Origin of the sequence: Wolbachia endosymbiont of Oryzaephilus surinamensis, from assembly GCF_025617515.1 — a bacterium.
Classification (GTDB): domain Bacteria; phylum Pseudomonadota; class Alphaproteobacteria; order Rickettsiales; family Anaplasmataceae; genus Wolbachia.
This window is the reverse complement of sequence record NZ_CP092526.1, coordinates 141,205-157,628: the sequence shown is the minus strand read 5'-3', so window position 1 is coordinate 157,628 and position 16,424 is coordinate 141,205. Positions and strand designations below refer to the sequence as shown.

Annotated in this window: 12 protein-coding genes and 3 pseudogenes; 1 reads left to right on the top strand and 14 read right to left on the bottom strand. The window is 35.8% G+C overall.

What is annotated here, in order from left to right; genetic code table 11:
• Positions 1 to 126 precede the first annotated feature (126 nt).
• The 7 genes from MJ631_RS00660 to MJ631_RS00630 all read right to left on the bottom strand — a co-directional run bounded on the left by MJ631_RS00660 (position 127) and on the right by MJ631_RS00630 (position 7,962).
• Positions 127 to 1,923 (bottom strand): phage terminase large subunit family protein, encoded by a 1,797-nt coding sequence (locus tag MJ631_RS00660; protein ID WP_262986410.1) that lies wholly within the window; start codon positions 1,921 to 1,923, stop codon positions 127 to 129.
• A complete protein-coding gene (locus MJ631_RS00655) occupies positions 1,920 to 3,389 on the bottom strand; it encodes an ankyrin repeat domain-containing protein (RefSeq protein WP_262986409.1) in 1,470 nt (489 codons plus the stop codon). Before MJ631_RS00655 ends, MJ631_RS00660 begins: the two co-directional genes overlap by 4 nt.
• 18 nt (positions 3,390 to 3,407) lie before the next feature.
• Positions 3,408 to 3,893: a hypothetical protein gene (locus MJ631_RS00650; protein ID WP_262986408.1), complete on the bottom strand. Its 486-nt coding sequence runs from the start codon at positions 3,891 to 3,893 to the stop codon at positions 3,408 to 3,410.
• Between the two features lie 15 nt (positions 3,894 to 3,908).
• The gene (locus tag MJ631_RS00645) at positions 3,909 to 5,120 is read right to left on the bottom strand and encodes a DNA modification methylase (protein WP_262986407.1); all 1,212 of its coding nucleotides are present in this window, start codon (positions 5,118 to 5,120) and stop codon (positions 3,909 to 3,911) included.
• 103 nt (positions 5,121 to 5,223) lie between these two features.
• Entirely contained in the window at positions 5,224 to 5,700 is a 477-nt protein-coding gene (locus tag MJ631_RS00640) for a RuvC family protein (RefSeq protein ID WP_262986406.1), read from the bottom strand.
• Between the two features lie 654 nt (positions 5,701 to 6,354).
• The gene (locus MJ631_RS00635) at positions 6,355 to 7,206 is read right to left on the bottom strand and encodes a BRO-N domain-containing protein (protein ID WP_007302946.1); all 852 of its coding nucleotides are present in this window, start codon (positions 7,204 to 7,206) and stop codon (positions 6,355 to 6,357) included.
• A gap of 69 nt (positions 7,207 to 7,275) precedes the next feature.
• Positions 7,276 to 7,962, bottom strand: a complete 687-nt coding sequence (locus tag MJ631_RS00630) for an ATP-binding protein (RefSeq protein ID WP_262986405.1) — start codon at positions 7,960 to 7,962, stop codon at positions 7,276 to 7,278.
• A gap of 242 nt (positions 7,963 to 8,204) precedes the next feature.
• On the opposite strand from MJ631_RS00630, the gene MJ631_RS00625 reads away from it, so the two are divergent.
• The gene (locus tag MJ631_RS00625) at positions 8,205 to 9,152 is read left to right on the top strand and encodes an IS110 family RNA-guided transposase (RefSeq protein WP_262986230.1); all 948 of its coding nucleotides are present in this window, start codon (positions 8,205 to 8,207) and stop codon (positions 9,150 to 9,152) included.
• A 182-nt stretch (positions 9,153 to 9,334) separates the two neighbouring features.
• Here the strand turns inward: MJ631_RS00625 and MJ631_RS00620 are convergent, their stop codons facing one another.
• From MJ631_RS00620 to MJ631_RS00590, 7 genes and pseudogenes are all read right to left on the bottom strand, one after another.
• Entirely contained in the window at positions 9,335 to 10,069 is a 735-nt protein-coding gene (locus MJ631_RS00620) for an AAA family ATPase (RefSeq protein WP_262986404.1), read from the bottom strand.
• A gap of 529 nt (positions 10,070 to 10,598) precedes the next feature.
• On the bottom strand, positions 10,599 to 11,843 hold the full coding sequence (ltrA, locus tag MJ631_RS00615; protein ID WP_214303348.1) for a group II intron reverse transcriptase/maturase: 1,245 nt from the start codon (positions 11,841 to 11,843) through the stop codon (positions 10,599 to 10,601).
• Between the two features lie 43 nt (positions 11,844 to 11,886).
• A complete protein-coding gene (locus MJ631_RS00610) occupies positions 11,887 to 12,009 on the bottom strand; it encodes a hypothetical protein (protein WP_262986403.1) in 123 nt (40 codons plus the stop codon).
• Between the two features lie 554 nt (positions 12,010 to 12,563).
• Positions 12,564 to 13,583: an IS110 family RNA-guided transposase gene (locus tag MJ631_RS00605; RefSeq protein ID WP_262986354.1), complete on the bottom strand. Its 1,020-nt coding sequence runs from the start codon at positions 13,581 to 13,583 to the stop codon at positions 12,564 to 12,566.
• A gap of 281 nt (positions 13,584 to 13,864) precedes the next feature.
• Positions 13,865 to 14,666: pseudogene (gene tnpC, locus MJ631_RS00600) on the bottom strand (IS66 family transposase); the annotation flags it as partial.
• Between the two features lie 41 nt (positions 14,667 to 14,707).
• Positions 14,708 to 15,536 (bottom strand): annotated as a pseudogene (locus MJ631_RS00595) (IS630 family transposase).
• Between the two features lie 62 nt (positions 15,537 to 15,598).
• Positions 15,599 to 16,402 (bottom strand): annotated as a pseudogene (locus MJ631_RS00590) (IS4 family transposase); the annotation flags it as partial.
• Positions 16,403 to 16,424: the final 22 nt, after the last annotated feature.

Here is a 16,424-nt window from a genome sequence, read left to right as displayed (position 1 = left end):
AGTACCAATATTCTTCCGGTCGCACACGCCCATGATAGTCCTATTCCTATAGTGAGTAGGGCTATCTTTCCCTCTTATCCTCTTTTATATCACATTTTCAACTTACAATATTCTTCGTTATACATTTCACTTCTCATTCAACCATTGGCTTTGCCTTACTTTTTTAGGCTTTTTGCTTTCCATTTTTCCACTCAAACTATTCCATTTACTCTCTGGCCAACGATCGATTCCAAGCGCAATAGATGCTGCTCTCGCATAAATTCGGCAATCTAGCACTTCATTTCTTTCTCTTACCTTTTGCCACTCTTGTTTGGTGTATCCTTTTACTACCTTGCTGACTAATTGCTCTGCCGTTAGCTGTTTAAAATATTCAGGTGCATACTCGGGAAAATGACAATATCCAGGTAGAGCTTTTCCCTCTTCTTCTTTCAAAATATTAAGTAATTGAAAAAGCTCTGACTTTAATATCGATACTCCCACTGGCCAGAGCTTTATTCCTCTTTTCAGCTTTTGACCACCAACTGTTATATCTACTCTACTTGGGCTGCTAAGTGGCACTAGTGCTTTATTTACACCTTTTACTGCCATTACTCTTCCAGAGCCTTGATGACTCCTTACCCAATTATACACTTCCTGCGTTGCATACCCTGCATCAACCGCCATCATACTTATCATATATTCAAGACCATTTTCACCAATAAAATGATGATTGAGGAGCTCCGAAAGCTTTCCCCATACTTCTCCTCCTCCTGTATCTCCTTCAAATACTCGGTAGTCTATTGACCAACTTTCACGGCTTTTTCCCCATGCTACAACTTCTACTTCTAACCGATCTTTTTGGACATCTACTCCTGCTGTGAGAACCACTTCACCTTTTGGTACTGTGCCTACGGGAAAAAATTCTCTCCTGTTAAATAATTGCTTCCAATCTGGTACTTCTCCTTTATCTACCCAGGTTTCTCCAAGCGTAGTATTTATCCAAACCTTCAGTAATTGTTCGCTTTCCTTTGCATGGAGAAAGTCCTCTACTGCTTGTTGCCAACTATACCAGCCTACTGGACTATAAAGACTTGAAAGATGAAATCCTTTTTTCTCCCCTTCTTTTGCCCCTGTAGCTCTCCATTCTCCACGGTCTAGCATCTCTGTCTTTTGATGATTTTCTATCTTTTCACCACATTCTATACACATATAGTGTGCTGTATTTGGATTTTTATCTTCCCATTTTATTTGTGACCACTTTAAAATTTGGTAATAATTACAATGCGGACATGGTACAAAAAAATATCTCTTGTCTGTAGCTTCAAATTCCTTCTCAATTCTGCTTATTCCATGAATCGTTGGCGTTGATACTAAAAAAATCTTTCGCCGTGCAAATGTATTAGTACGGGCTATGCTGAGTAAAACTGGATCTCCTTCACCTCCCGAATCTCCTGGATAGGCATCTATTTCATCAAGAAAGAGATATTTTACTGGCATAGATCGGAGGCCTACACTGCTATTTGCTCCGGTTATTACTACTATTCCACCTGGAAATTCCTTACTTTGTACAGTATTCCCTGAATCTCTTGATCTTGGGTCTTTTACTTTACTTTTTAAACATGGTGTGCTTTCAATCAGTGGTGCAAATCTTCCTTTTGACCAACGCTTTCCCATTTCAACTGTTGGCTGTACTACTAGCATTGGACCTGGTGTTTGATCGATGATATAGCCTATCCAATTGTTACCAGCTTCTGTTCCCCCAATCTGCGCTCCTTTCATGAATACTACTTTTTCTGCAGGTGAAGAAGGAGTTCTTTCTGTTCTCCATTTCCCTGGCTCTGATGCTGCAGTTGGTGCTAGAACTCGATACTCATTTGCCCACTCTGATACTTTAAGCTCTGGATCTGGTTTTAAACCTTCAGAAAATGATGTGGCGTATATCATTGTCTGCATCTACTCATAACTGGTTCTATCTCGACATCATTAACAATAGAACTACACTCCTCCATCTCCATAAACATCTTTTTCTGAAATTCCTTTTCTATATATCTTTTGCTCATTTCACTTACAATTATTGCTACAGCAAGAGCAAATATCCCTGTTATTGTTGCAAAAATGATTGCACTACTTATTGTTGTTGCTGTTAACCCTATATATACCGATATTGCTACTGCACTTACTGAGGTAAAAATACAGATCACATTATTGTATTTTCTTACTTTTGCATCTCTATATTCTATACATCTATAATAAACTGGTACAGACTTGCCTATCTCATCTGGTAATTTGATACTCTTTTCTTTAAATAAAGTTTTTAGCAATTCTAAATTATTTGACTTGATTGCTGAGTGCAGAACAGGTGTATAGTTTGCTCCTTTTTTCAGTAGTAATTTTACTACATGTAAATGTCCTTTTTCTGCAGCAAGGTAAATCGGTGATAGACCTTTATTGTTTGAAATATCAATATCAATTTCTTCTTTTAAAATAGACTCTACAAGCTCAATTTCTCCTCTTTGTGCAGCTAAATGGAGCAGACTATTCTTTTCAGAACCGTATTTATTACTTATCAAAGCCTTCTTTATCTCAGGTTTAGCGTAATCAAATGGTGTTTTACCGCTATCGTCTTTTACCAGAGGGTCTATATCTTCTCGCGTTAGTAAAACTTCTATTGTTTTAAGTCTTTCAGCATAGTGTAGTGGTGTTTTATTTTCGTAGTCTTGCAAATTGACTTGAGCATTAGGCTCCCTTATTAAGCATTTGAGGATATCCAAACACAAATCTCTTTCATCGTAATTAGTATTACTTACAGCTATATGCACAGGTGACAATTTCATTGAGTTTTGTCCCATGCGTGCACTATTCACATCTGCTCCAAGCTTCAGCAGTAACTTTACTATCTCCAACTTTTTATTATTAACTGCATAGTGCATTGGTGTCTGATTTCGTGCATCAAAGACATCTATTTCAGCTTTTCCTTCTCTTATCAAAATCTTTACAACTTCTGCATGTCCTATTCCTGCTGCTAGATGTAATGGAGTATGATGCAAAGTATTTCGTACATTAACGTCAATACCTTTTCCTATCAAATACCTAACTGCATTAACTTCACCTATCATTGCAGCTAAATGAAGTAAACTATCTTGTTCTAACCCGTATTTGTTACTAATTAACGCTTTCAATATTTCTGCTTTTTTCCCTTCTTTGGCGTAATCAAGAGATGTTTTACCTTCATTATCTTCTACAAAAGGATTAATGTTCTTTTTCGTGAGTAACAGATCTACCATGCTTAATTCATCAAACTCTATAGCGCAATGCAGTGGAGTTTTTCCGTTTAACCCTCTGACATTAACATCTAATCCAGGTTGATTGATTAAACACTTTATTAACTCTAAACTTAAGTTATCAGCCATTTTGTATTCAAAATCTTTTTATATTTTAAATTTAGCGTTAGATAATTCTTCAAGTGAGTTTGTAATCTCTTCAGTTAGCGTCTCGTGAATTTTTTCAGTGTCACTTAGTGATGCAAGCAGTGCTGAAACTCTATTTGGAATATTAAGCAAATTATTACGGACAACTCTTGCTACATTAAATGCATCGCGCTTTACTTCCTCTACTGCTACAAGTTCTCCTATTTCAGCCTTAGCTTTTGCCTCAAGCAATTTACCACGTTCCATCTCATTTTTTATTCGCGTTTTAAGCAACATTGTGGAAAGATTACTTGTATTTTCGTTTTCTAGATTTTTCCTCCTCAGTGGCTGACTTGGATCTCTTATTGCCGCTACTGCTTCATTTGCTTGTTCTCGGTCGATCAAACCATCCTCCAACTTAACTATTCCTTTTTTTACTAAATAACAGACATATTGCTTTGATACTCCTATCTCTCTTGCCCATTCTATTTGTGTGATTTTTTCCACTCTTTTTGCTCCTTTTTACGAATTTTCTTCTTGAATTTCTGCAAAAGTTTTACCAGTACTGGCTAAAAGGGCATCTCTTCCGGTATATATTTGCCAACGTTTTATGGTTACATCTACAAATTTTGAATCTAGTTCTATTGTTCTGCAAATTCTTCCTGTTCTCTCACATGCAATCAGTGTACTTCCAGAGCCGCTAAATGGATCAAGTACGATATCTCCAGGTCTACTGCTATTAACTATTGCTTTCTCCATTAGCTCTACTGGCTTCATCGTTGGGTGTAGTGTATTGTGCGTTGGCTTATCATAAAACCACAGATCGCTTTGATTTCTACCTCCATGCCACTCACGTTTATTGCCATTCTTCCACCCATAGAGCATTGCTTCGTATTGTCTCTGATAATCAGATCTTCCTAGTGTAAAATGATTCTTTGCCCAAATGATGAATGTCGACCATTTTCCTCCTGCTTCCTCAAATACTTTTTGCAAAGTTGAAAACTCTGATGATGATATGCAGATGTAAATTGCACCTTTCGTATATGCCAAAATATGGGAACAGATGTCATAGAGAAAAAGCTCATACTTTTCACCTTGATTATCGTTTAATATTTTTTTATCTTGACTGCTACCATAATCAACGTTGTACGGAGGATCACACACAGTAATGTCTGCCATTTTATCATCTAACAGCGCTTTATATGATTCAACTACAGAGCTATCACCACAATAGATTCTATGATCACCTAAAATCCATAAATCCCCTGGTTTTGTTATTTCTACCCTTTTTTCATCACCAACCAAGTCAGAAAAATCTTCTTTTTCACCATCTAAATCATCAAGGAAATGTTGAACTTTTTCCAATTCAAATCCAGTCATTTTAAGGTCAAACTGCAAATCTTCTAACTCTTGAATTTCCACTCTCAAAAGATCATCATCCCACTTTGCCCAATTAGCTGATTGATTGGCCAGTAACCGAAAAGCTTTGGTTTGTGGTTCATTTAAATTATCACTGAGGACTACTGGAATACTCTCCATACCAAGTTTTCTTGCTGCTTTAAGGCGTAAATGGCCATCTACAACAGTACCATCGCTTTTTGCAACTATTGGAATACGAAAGCCAAATTCCCGTATTGAAGCACACATTCTATTTACTACGTCATCATTTTTACGTGGATTACGCTCATATTCGATGAGATCTTGAGTAGGATAATAGTGGATTGCTAAATTCATATCTCAATAATTAAAAAGTTAATATTCAAAATATCTCTGACGCTAAAGAAGGCCTGGGGTCGAACCCACCAAACCCGCCATTATGGCCGAAAGGACCCACTTTCTATGGGCTTTTTGATATGTTAAAATCTTTACTAATATTCATAACGTAAAACATTAATGCCAAAGCATCTGCTTGATTATCATCTCTAGGTGAAAAACTTTTTTCACGTATCGCTTCAATAACTTCACTCTTACTTGCATTGCCTTTGCCTGTGATAAAGCGTTTTATAGTCTTAACAGGAACGCTCTGATAGGGAATATGATTCTCTTCACACCAAGCAGACAAATGTGCCAAGAAACCTCCGTAGCAATGAGCAGCATCAGTTCCTAAGTGTCTTCTAACTTCCTCAAAATAAACTGTTTCAATACTTGGAAATTTTTCCTTCATTTCATTTAGCCAGCTACGAAAATTTAAGAAGTGCATTCCACCACCACTAAACCGACTAGTATGAAAACTCTCACTTCCACTTTGAATTACTCCGTTGTGAAGAATAGACCATCCTGTTTGTTTGCCTAGATCTAGTGTTAGGGTTGACATTTGCTATTATTAAAATTACAAGTAGCACTTACTCCAAAATATCGTCTGGTTTCTGCAAAATACACTAGAAATTCATAGGTTTTTGTAGGCCAACAACGAGAATCATGTGCTACTGCAGAAAGTTGTTTTCTTGTTATATATATTCACCAAAATTACGAAAACTGTTCACTTTTTTTTTGCAAAGGATAAAAATCGTGTTAGACTTAAAGGGAGGTTTGTTCTATAATGGTAAGATTACCGAGAATGCCGTTTAATTAAGTTTTAGAGGGTACTACGTGTGTTCTTTGGTGAATTGCTATTGTTATCTATAAAATCACATCTAGCTTTAAAACGAAGTTTTTACCTTATCTAAAAAAATACAAATCTACTCAATGTTTGTTTGCCGAGTTTCGGATTGACACTTAAAGTTTTTGTATTTGAAGCGCATCCACAAACTGCATCAATGCCCTTCTATAATATATATATACCGGATTTCTTACTACTTTTTCCGGAATTTTCTCAAAAAAAGTTAAAATAATTTTAATGCAGCTCAGAAATTACATGAGTTTTTGGTAAAAGCATACAAAACAAACTATCTAAATCAGAGATAACGCTATAATAACCTTCTAAAACATTTTAAACCATAAAATTCAGAGATTTCTTATAGTGAGAACTTTAATCTTTAATCCTCTTTAAAAAGTTATCTGAAGAAACGACTTTCACACCTCTAGCTTTTTCAAATGCCTCTCTTGCTGTGCCTGCGTTCTTACCTCCTTCCTTTGCCGCTTCTAAATTTTTATTATAGCCCTGTGCATCTTTATCTTTTATTTCATCAATTGTAGCCTGTTCTCCTAGCATATTGAAAATTAATTCAATTGGTGTCATATGGTCTCTTAGTGGTTGTTTCCTCAAGCCTTTTATTTCCTTATGATGCTTTGTTTTTACTCCAAATGTTCCCTCAGAAATTACGTCTGTCAATATTGCGTATTCCCTACCTTCAATATACTTGTTATTGTGGTCAGATATATTTCTATTACCCCATTCTTTTGTTAGTTGATTTCTGACAGCTATCGATTCTATTCTCTTTTGTATCCATTCCTGAGGGTACCCTTTTGCAGCATAATCGGCATAGATTCGTTTGAGTGCAAGTTCAGGGTTTTCATATTCTTGTAGCCTCTCATATCCGACTTTTGCAAGCCAACGTTTAAATTGTTCAACTCTTTTGGAAGGAATAGACTGCAAAATACGAAACAACCCCTCAACATTTGTACAATTAACATTCTGTTTACCACCTTTTGTTTTAATTTCAAGGGGGGTGACAAATTGTCCCCATCCTTCAGAAAGCCCTATATCTCTGCTTTTTATCTTTTTTAGATAGTCAGATGGGTTCTTACTACCTGTCAGAAAAGCTATTACTTCTGTTATTACATACCACCATTCTCCATCGTGTAATACTCTAGTAAAATTGCTATTATCAAAAGCAGTAGTTTCAATATCTCCTTCTTTTAAAGTTAAAGTATCAGTCATAAGCAACCTCTATAAGTTAAGAATAAACATAAAAACTAAAAAGACACTATTTTTAAGTCAGAAAAAATATTACTTACAATTCAATAACTTTCCAAAATCAATTATGTGTGAAAAGTAACCACTATCCATAACATCATCACTTACATCATTAACGTGGATAAGAACTGGACGACATGAAAAGCCTTTTGGACGATTTAGTGCATCTATTTTCTTTTGTACCTCTTGTATTATTGAATGACCAATTTTATCTTTTGAAAATTTGATTTCGCAAATGTAGAGAGTGTTAAACTTTGTTTGAATCATATAATCAATTTGACAGCCTGCACTATTACGCGTTTTCTTCTGAAAAAATGGATTCTCGCTTATTATTCCATCAATTCCTAAGATGTTGTGTATACTCTTTCTATTATTTAGCACCAAATTTTCAAATTGAAGCCCAATAATTGTATACCACTCTGGTAAGAACCCTATAGAATAGGTGTCACGATTAATTTTCCCTAGATCTTTTTCAATATATTTTAAATAAAACCTTAAATAATTATCTTGAAGTCTGTATCTCCTGAGTCGTGAATCAGTACCAGTTTTTATACTCCAAGTATGATCTTTTGCAATAAAACCAGCAAGCTCAAGCTCATGTAGATACTCAGAAATGCGTCCATGTCTTACGATATTTAAAGTAGCACAAATTTCTTCTTGTTCTTTAGCTCCAGTAGAAAGAGCTCTGACTATTTGCTTATAAAAAGCCGTTTTTCGCATGAATAAATCTGAGAATATTGTAAGTTGAAAATGTGATATAAAAGAGGATAAGAGGGAAAGATAGCCCTACTCACTATAGGAATAGGACTATCATGGGCGTGTGCGACCGGAAGAATATTGGTACTACAACCGTTTAAATCAAGGTACACTAGCCCATCTCTCGATACGTTTGAATAGTTGCTTGGGACATATATATGCACCCGTTTACAATCTTAAATTAACTAAAACTATCGAGGTTTATTATGGTTACATCTTATCAAAATTTTATTGGCATTGACATCGGAAAATTTAAAAATGTCGTTGCAATTCACAAACAGAAGAACGCTGTCAAATTTGACAATGATTCTGATGGTTGGCAACAATTATTTCAAAAGTTTTCAGATATTCTACCTAATTCTTTAGTAACTTTGGAAAACACAGGAAAATATGAGCTTGGTTTGTCACATTTTCTTATTGACAAGAATATTGCAGTACATCGAGCTAATACTCGTAAAGTAAAAAGCTTTATCTTGTCTCACGGAACTGTAGCAAAGTCTGATAAATCAGATGCGAGGGCTCTTGCTCAATATGGATTTGAACGCCATAGAACTCTCTCTCTATTTGTACCTACATCAAAAGAACAATTAACCCTGGTTGCACTTTGTCAACGTCGTGATGACATTACGCAAATGAGAGCTCAGGAAAAGTGTAGACTGGAAGCTCCTGAAAATGATCATATAAAGAAAAGTTGTCAGAAGACCATTGAATTTTTCGATAGTCAAATAAACGAACTCAATGATACTATACAAAAAATTATTGATGGAAGCCATGAACTACAACAACGTCAAAAAATCCTTAAAACAGTTTCTGGAATAGGTAAAAAGTTATCACAAGATTTTCTGTGTTTAATGCCAGAGCTTGGTTACTTAAGTAGAAAAGAAGTAGCAAGTCTTGCCGGAGTTGCACCTCATCCTAGGGAAAGTGGTAAAACTGTTGGTTACCGAAGGATTATAGGAGGTAGAAGTAATGTTCGTTCAAAGCTCTTTACATCTGCCATGTCTGCTGCAAGGTCCAAATCTGCACTTGGCACCTTTTATTCTAAGCTTGTTGAAAGTGGTAAGAAGAAGATGGTAGCTATAACAGCTCTAATGCGTAAAATTATAGTAATTGCTAATGCAAGGCTTAAAGAGGCAATTAATTTGAATGTTTAAAAATTTACATAGCAGTAATTGAAATGAATATTGTGCATCCACATAAACTTAAAGTGCTTGTTCACATAGCTTAAACGAAAATTGTTGCAGTAGCTGTTTGATATAGAATTCTGTTTCTATGACAAACGGGTTTTTATTATCTATATGGTTGGGTAAAGTTGCAAAATTATACAAATGAAAAATTAAAAAAAAACATAGTTGATTTGATTAAATTCTTCAACTAAAAACCCACCTTTTGTAAAACAAAGCCTTTTAATATTTTCTTCAGCGCTATGTTTAAAATTTACCTCCTCTAAATACTTTGGAATTCCGCCAGTTACTGCAAGCACCTTAAATTTTTCATATGCTGAAATATTTTTCGGCCAAAATTCATTGCAATCAGAAAGTGATAATTCTCCGAGTGTTAAAGTTAACGATATTCTCCCTACGAAACCAGTGCTGCTAAGTATATTTTTCTCGATCCAGGATGAAGCTGATCCACAAACAACGAAAATTAACTTGTTATTATTTTTTAGCTGCGTATCCCAAAAATTTTTTATTTTGCCTAAAAAGGTTGGATCTTTTGAGCCCATCCAAGAAATTTCATCAAACAGCAATAATGTTTTTCCTGATAGTAGACGTTCACCAACTGCCCATAGTAAATCGCTCCAGTCATCATACCTAGCAAAAGATGTATTAAATTGTCTAGCAACTTGTCTAGAAAATTCATTAAGTTGGTAGGACATTGTAGTATGCTTTTCTGGTGGCAAACCTATAAAGGAGTAATATTGCTCGAAGTATTTACCAAACTCTTGAATTAAACGACTTTTTCCTATACGACGCCTTCCTTTGACTACTACAAAAGATGCAGTATTTTTTTCTGTAAGCTCCAGTAGTTGTTTTAACTCAGTTTGCCTACCAATAAATGATGGAGACATAAAACACAAAATATAAATCTTTGTCTCCATTATACGAGATAAAATTAGAGACGTAAATAAATAAATTTAGATCTTTGTCTCCATCTTGAATTATTGAGAGGGTTTTGTAGCTTATGTTTATGGCAAAACTTTTTTCCTTTAGCTTCATCTACAAATTATTTATAGAGATTACCTAAAGACTCAACTTAAGAATTTTAGATAAAAGTCGTTATATCTCAATAAGACCTCCAAAACCAGCTCTTGTTTCACCTAAATTACAAAAACTTTTCACTTTTTTGAAAAAAATGTTTTACAACGAATAAAAAGCGTGATAGGGTACAATAGGTTTTTTTTTATAATAAGTAAAACTTTAAAGCAAGAAATAATTTAGAAATGCCTCATAATCGAGTTTTAAGCTACCCTACGTGAGTAACTTAGGTCTTGGTGGTATAATTGTACCCTGAGGTTGGGAGAGTAGACCGGCGGAACTTCCCCACCAGTCTCTCGCAGAACTGTGCATGAACTTCTCAGCTCACACAGCTCCCATTATTTAGCCTTTTGATCCTTGTCCTAGTTCCCAGTGGTAGAAAATATTTGGAGACCTTTTTCTCACCTTTCCTAGAAATTGGCTCGCTAGTCTTCCATGAGCTCGAAGTTTCTTATATTTTTTCCTAGCCCACTTTATTAGGTATCTCTCTATATTTCTGAGAGTTGGATGCATCTCTGATTTATAAAACCTGCCATAATACTGAAACCAGCCTCTGACTATGGGATTTACTTTCTTTGATATCTCCTCCATGGTTGTAGATGTTTGCCTGTGTATTTTCCATGATTTTATAGCTTGGTGGATCTTTTTCTTGGCTTTGTTGCTAATTGCAGGCATAAATAAGACTCTATAACCCTTAACTTTGTTCTTTGCTAACCTAGGTCTAAAAGTGTAGCCTAGAAAATCAAAGCTTTGTTTGGGAAATTCGCCCTTCCTGTAGTGGTCCTTACAGTACACTATTTGTGTCTTCTCAGGATGTAGTTTTAGCTTATACTCAGCCAATCTTTTTCCGATCATTACCTTGATAAATTCCGCCTGCTTCTGAGTTTTGCAGTGTACTATCGCGTCGTCTACATACCTCTCAAATGGCATGGTTGGATAGTTTTGTCTCATCCACATATCAAATACATGATGCATAAATATGTTCGAAATTATAGGGCTTATCGAACCTCCTTGCGGAACTCCTTTATCCCTAACTACCTTACTACCATCTGCTTGCTGAATAGGGACTTTCATCCACCGTTCAACGTACAGTATGACCCATTTGCAGTCTGTATGCTTCTTGATTGCTTCCAATGCTAACTCGTGATCCAAATTGTCGAAAAATCCAGATATATCCAGATCTACCGTCCAATCATTCTTCCAGCATCTCTTGCAAGTCGTACTTACCGCGTCCAGTGCAGATTTGTTTGGTCTATAGCCATACGAATCTTCATGAAACTTCTGGTCTACCAACGGCTCAAGATACATTGTGGCAGCTGTTTGTGCTATCCTATCTGTTACTGAAGGGATGCCTAATATTCTCTCTCCTCCTGTAGCTTTTGGTATTACAACAGCTTTTACTGGCTCTGGAAAATAACTTCCGGATGACATCCGATTCCATAATTTGTATAGATTATCTTTTAGATTTTCCTCAAACTTTGTTATCGAGACCCCATCTACACCTGCCGCTCCTTTATTTTTCGATACTTGTTTATAAGCTTTCCAAATAAGTTGCTTTGGTATATCAAAAGACTTTGTTTTATTCATTAACTCCTCCCTTTCGGTTGATAAATAATTAAAACTAAATAACTCAGCCCCTTCGCTCCATTTCCATTACAGAAACTTCTTCACTACTACGAGCTGATCCGTCCCTGTTTTTCGCATCGGTACTCTCACCCTCAGAGATCAGCTCTTTGGATTTCTCCCTTATCATCGAAACGACAGGTTCCCGCAGTTCCACACAATAGCCTGAAATAGATTCATGCCACCTCTATGCCGGACGCCACCTACCCAGTAAACAAGCTCCCGATAGGTTTATCCCAAGTGAATTCTACGCACCTGGTTTTGACATCATCGCATTAAGTTTCGACACGTGTTCAGTGGTTCACTTTCGTTCATCTCTCTATTTCACACATGACACATAATTGTGCCTTTTCCATAACGCTCACTACCTTGGCTCTTTACCAAAGCAGCTTATGGTTCTCTAATTGCGTACAAGTCAACAATAATTTTCACATAGATCAAAATAGCATATTTCCTCCATAATCCTTGATATAAATTAAAAATAGCATGCTTCCATGGTTCTCTCCGCGGTCTGATATGGCTAGTTTAATTTTAGCCAAGCCGCACTATACTTGTTAGGGCGGAAGTGGATGGCAACATGTTGTTTACGAAGTCTACGCTTCAACCATAGCTCTTGCTTATCCCTTCCATCGGCATTACTATCTTTACTTTCAATAAAATTATTGTCCTATACTCCTTTAGTGTTTATTGATAATAAAATTCTGTTTTATCAACCAACATTCTATGCATAATTACAGCTAGTTTTCTTGCTAATGCAACTACTGCTTTCTTTACACCCTTCTTTTTTGCAAGCTTTATTCCCCAGCTTTTTAATTTGAATTTTTTCTTGCTAACTGTCAGTATTGTATGCGCAGCTTCATACAACATATTTCTACATTCTACCGGTCCCATCTTTGATATGCTACCATGACGATTAACTTCTCCAGAAGCGTACTGTCTTGGCGTCAATCCCATATAGGCTCCGACTGTATCAGATGTTTCAAACCTATGTGGATTATCAATTGTAGCCTTATACGTCATTGCTACTATAATACCAACTCCTGGTACAGTAGTTAATAATTTGCAATCTTCGTCTTTCTTGCCTTTCTCTGATAATATTTTATCAAGCTTTTTTATTGATTCTTCTATTATTTCCAAACTACAAACTAATGCTTCAATTGAATCCTTACTGACTTTATCTAGATCTTTTATTGCTTCTTGCACTTTTAAAGAAAAGATTACAATCTTTGACTTCTTGCCAAGCTTTATTCCGTATATCTTCAATAGCCCTCTTATTGTTCCCATAATTTGCTCTCTGCAATACATTAACTGCCTTCTACTTCCGAGCGTTACCTTAACTTGACAAGACTCATCTGATTTTACTAATACCTCTTTATACAGCCCAGCTCTCATCATTTGTGCTATACCCCTTGCATCATTTTTATCGTTTTTATTGATTCTCGCAGACAATGCTGCTGCCATATGCCTCGCATCTACACAAATTACTGGTAATTCAAAGCTCCTTAACTCTTTGCACATCGATATTGACAATTGCCCACTTTCTATTCCTATGGATTCGTATTCTCTGCTTTGACTAAGCAGAAACTCAGCTATTGCACTGCTCTCACTTGCAACAACTTCTTCTTTAACAATTTTTCCTTTCTCATCAACGATACTTACAAAAGTTTCTTTGAATGACACATCTAATCCGCTATAATATTTCATAAGACTACTCCTACTGTAAAGGTTTAAATTATTTTTGAAGAACAGATTCATTGAACTTGTTACTTCGTGCTAAAATAATGGAGTATGTCTCTCCATCATTCAATCGCAATTACAGTATGTTGTTTGAAGCCTGCTCTTGTAAACCGGCTTCAAGGGGCCCACCCTCATCTGTTGCGTAGCTTTTGCACTCAGCTTGTTCTTTTCTGAACAGTCTTTGTGTCTCTACGGCACACTAGAATCGCTTTAAAACCCAATTACGGGTATCCGTTCAGAGGTGCGGCTTAAGAGACAATAGATAAAAGGTTTTGAAATGGATTTAACTTTTTTTTGTCTCCAAGTGAGATACAGAGAAATTATCCGCTCAAGGAATCTATTCCCTCGCTCTGACTGTGCAAAATATGAATTCTTACGATAGACAACATAACGCCGTATTTGTCGTTCAACATGATTATTCGTTAATGGAATATTCTTTGGGTCATCCAAAAATGTCCACATCATTGGCTCGGATTTTATAATACCCTTTACCGTTCGTGAAGCTCCTTTTGCTTCAAGTATATAAGATATTTTTATCATGCAGTACTGCATAAATCTTCGCAACTCTTTAGATTGCTTAGTGAACTTTGAAATACTAATTTCATTTTCTGACAAAGCATTTTTTAATGCAAATAATCCATTAGCTGCATCTTTTAAACAATTGCCAAGTCTCATTACTTCACTATTCCAGCTATGAGATAACCTCTCGAAATTTCTCAACAAGTGAGCCCAACAAATTTGTCGTTTTTCATCACTGAAGTAGTTGTAAACTGCATATCTGTCGGTAATTACACGATTTTTGTAATCACAAAATGCACTATTCTTTAAAAACCTCATTCCTCTTGTATCTGCTAACTTCATAAGACTTGCGTTATTGTTGGCAAACATCCAGCACCATCCCAACTTGCCTTTGTTGTAGTGACTGATTTCATCAATATGCAAAATTTCGCTTGCTTTCATTTCTTCCTCTATTTGTTCATAGACTTCTTTACATTTTGATGAGACCCTTGCTTCGCTGTTGGACACACTACCAACACTTATACTCATGTTAATGCTGGGGTTATAACATTTCTCATAATAGTCCGAACAGGTCATAGGAAGGCAGAATCAACAGCACGACGAAAGGATTCGAATAGAGGAATGTTTTTCCTGGCTCTGTTTTTTATAGCAAACCAATAATGCTCAATTTTGTTGAAATCTGGAGAATATGGAGGAAGATATAAAATTTCTGCACCAACTCCTTTAGCAAATCTTATTAGACTTATGAAAAGTAGCATTATCAAGGATAACAGTTTGTCCAGGTTCCAAAATCGGTGTCAGAAACTGCTCAAACCATTTATTAAAGATATCCATATTGCAGTGGCCTTTAAAGGTTAACGGAGCAATTATTTTTCTTCCACTTAAGGCTGCAACCATGCTAATTCGTTGAGTTTTCTTTCCAGATTTTAGGGCATAAAACCGCTGTCCTTTCTGGCAATACCCATAGGTTCAGTGTTATCAATGCCAGACTCATCTATATACACTAATTCTTTAGGTTCTTTTGTTGCTATAACCTTTGAAAATTGAGCTCGCTTTTCTTCATTTCTTTCTTTATATCCGTAGGTCTTTTTTTTCTTGTGAATCCTATATTTTTAAGTGCTCGATGAACTGTTTGTCTACTAATATTGCCCCAGCATCTCTGACTGAGTTTTGCCACCTTGCTCATTTGCAAATTCGGCAAATGCATTCCAGTCGGTAATTTTATGCCACGCTTCCAAGCTTTTTTGATTGAAAATCTCCCGTTTTCTCACGTCTTTTCTTCCACTCATATAAAGTTGTTTCTCCAATCTTAAATCTCTTGGCAACAGTTTCTCCACTCTCTCCTTCATCCAATGCTTCCATTACCTTTTTCCTTAAGTCATAACTATATGCTGCTGGCATGCTTACCATCACTACTATAAATCCATATCTTACCTTTTTTGGACTATTATGAGAAGTGCTATAACTTCTAAAGATGCTATCCTTTTTGGCTTGTTATCTCTAGCCGGAATTTCAACTTCTACTTTTCCAGTACAAGGAACCCTTTCTATAAATTGCCATAATTTTTCTTCTCGAGAATACCTAGATGTTTTATTTACGTTTCGGTTTCTACAAGCTCTTATCAAAACCGCTGAATTAAGACGGTAAGCAAGCTCAAAAAAATCATAAATATCTGCTTCTCTATCACATACCGTTATAGTTTCTGTTTGAGTTGAATCTATAATTTCATTTGTTTTCTTTAAACTTTCTAGCCACTTTATGCTTTCTTTATCTTCAATACTAACGTTTCTACAACGTCTTCTTTTTTCTAGCTCTTGGTCTTCTTTAGATATAGATGGTCTCGAGTAAAGCTTTTGGTCTAGTATTCCTAATGTCAAGCCTTCTGTACTAATCGCAAAAGCTGTGTGCATCATAATACCTTTACTTTGTTTTTTTGAAACAACTGCCAATCCTCTTATTTTTTCATGTCCCATATATGAAATGCAACTTGTATCCTGAATCACAAGAATCCTTTTATGAGTTTTTGTTCTTTCAACAGTTTTTGCAATATGCGATGTTAAGATATCACTTCCTTTTACATTCTCATTTTGAAAAAAACGATAAGCTGCTTTTGCTTCTGACCAACTTCCACATGCTTGATTGATTGAACTTTCAGGTAAACTTATTAAACTATCAGCAATATTTACTAATCGATCTGTCAGTCTTTTATCTCCAAGTGCAGCATCCCCCAATTCATTTCTAGCCCATTCATTACCCTTGTTTGCCATTTTTATACCCTCAATATTCACA

What these genes read in the sequence shown, in the direction of transcription:
- MJ631_RS00610 (WP_262986403.1), bottom strand. Translation starts at nt 12,009, where the DNA reads ATGATAAGGGAGAAATCCAAAGAGCTGATCTCTGAGGGTGAGAGTACC.
- MJ631_RS00620 (WP_262986404.1), bottom strand. Translation starts at nt 10,069, where the DNA reads ATGTCTCCATCATTTATTGGTAGGCAAACTGAGTTAAAACAACTACTG.
- MJ631_RS00625 (WP_262986230.1), top strand. Translation starts at nt 8,205, where the DNA reads ATGGTTACATCTTATCAAAATTTTATTGGCATTGACATCGGAAAATTT.
- ltrA (WP_214303348.1), bottom strand. Translation starts at nt 11,843, where the DNA reads ATGAATAAAACAAAGTCTTTTGATATACCAAAGCAACTTATTTGGAAA.
- MJ631_RS00655 (WP_262986409.1), bottom strand. Translation starts at nt 3,389, where the DNA reads ATGGCTGATAACTTAAGTTTAGAGTTAATAAAGTGTTTAATCAATCAA.
- MJ631_RS00660 (WP_262986410.1), bottom strand. Translation starts at nt 1,923, where the DNA reads ATGATATACGCCACATCATTTTCTGAAGGTTTAAAACCAGATCCAGAG.
- MJ631_RS00645 (WP_262986407.1), bottom strand. Translation starts at nt 5,120, where the DNA reads ATGAATTTAGCAATCCACTATTATCCTACTCAAGATCTCATCGAATAT.
- MJ631_RS00630 (WP_262986405.1), bottom strand. Translation starts at nt 7,962, where the DNA reads ATGCGAAAAACGGCTTTTTATAAGCAAATAGTCAGAGCTCTTTCTACT.
- MJ631_RS00635 (WP_007302946.1), bottom strand. Translation starts at nt 7,206, where the DNA reads ATGACTGATACTTTAACTTTAAAAGAAGGAGATATTGAAACTACTGCT.
- MJ631_RS00640 (WP_262986406.1), bottom strand. Translation starts at nt 5,700, where the DNA reads ATGTCAACCCTAACACTAGATCTAGGCAAACAAACAGGATGGTCTATT.
- MJ631_RS00605 (WP_262986354.1), bottom strand. Translation starts at nt 13,583, where the DNA reads ATGAAATATTATAGCGGATTAGATGTGTCATTCAAAGAAACTTTTGTA.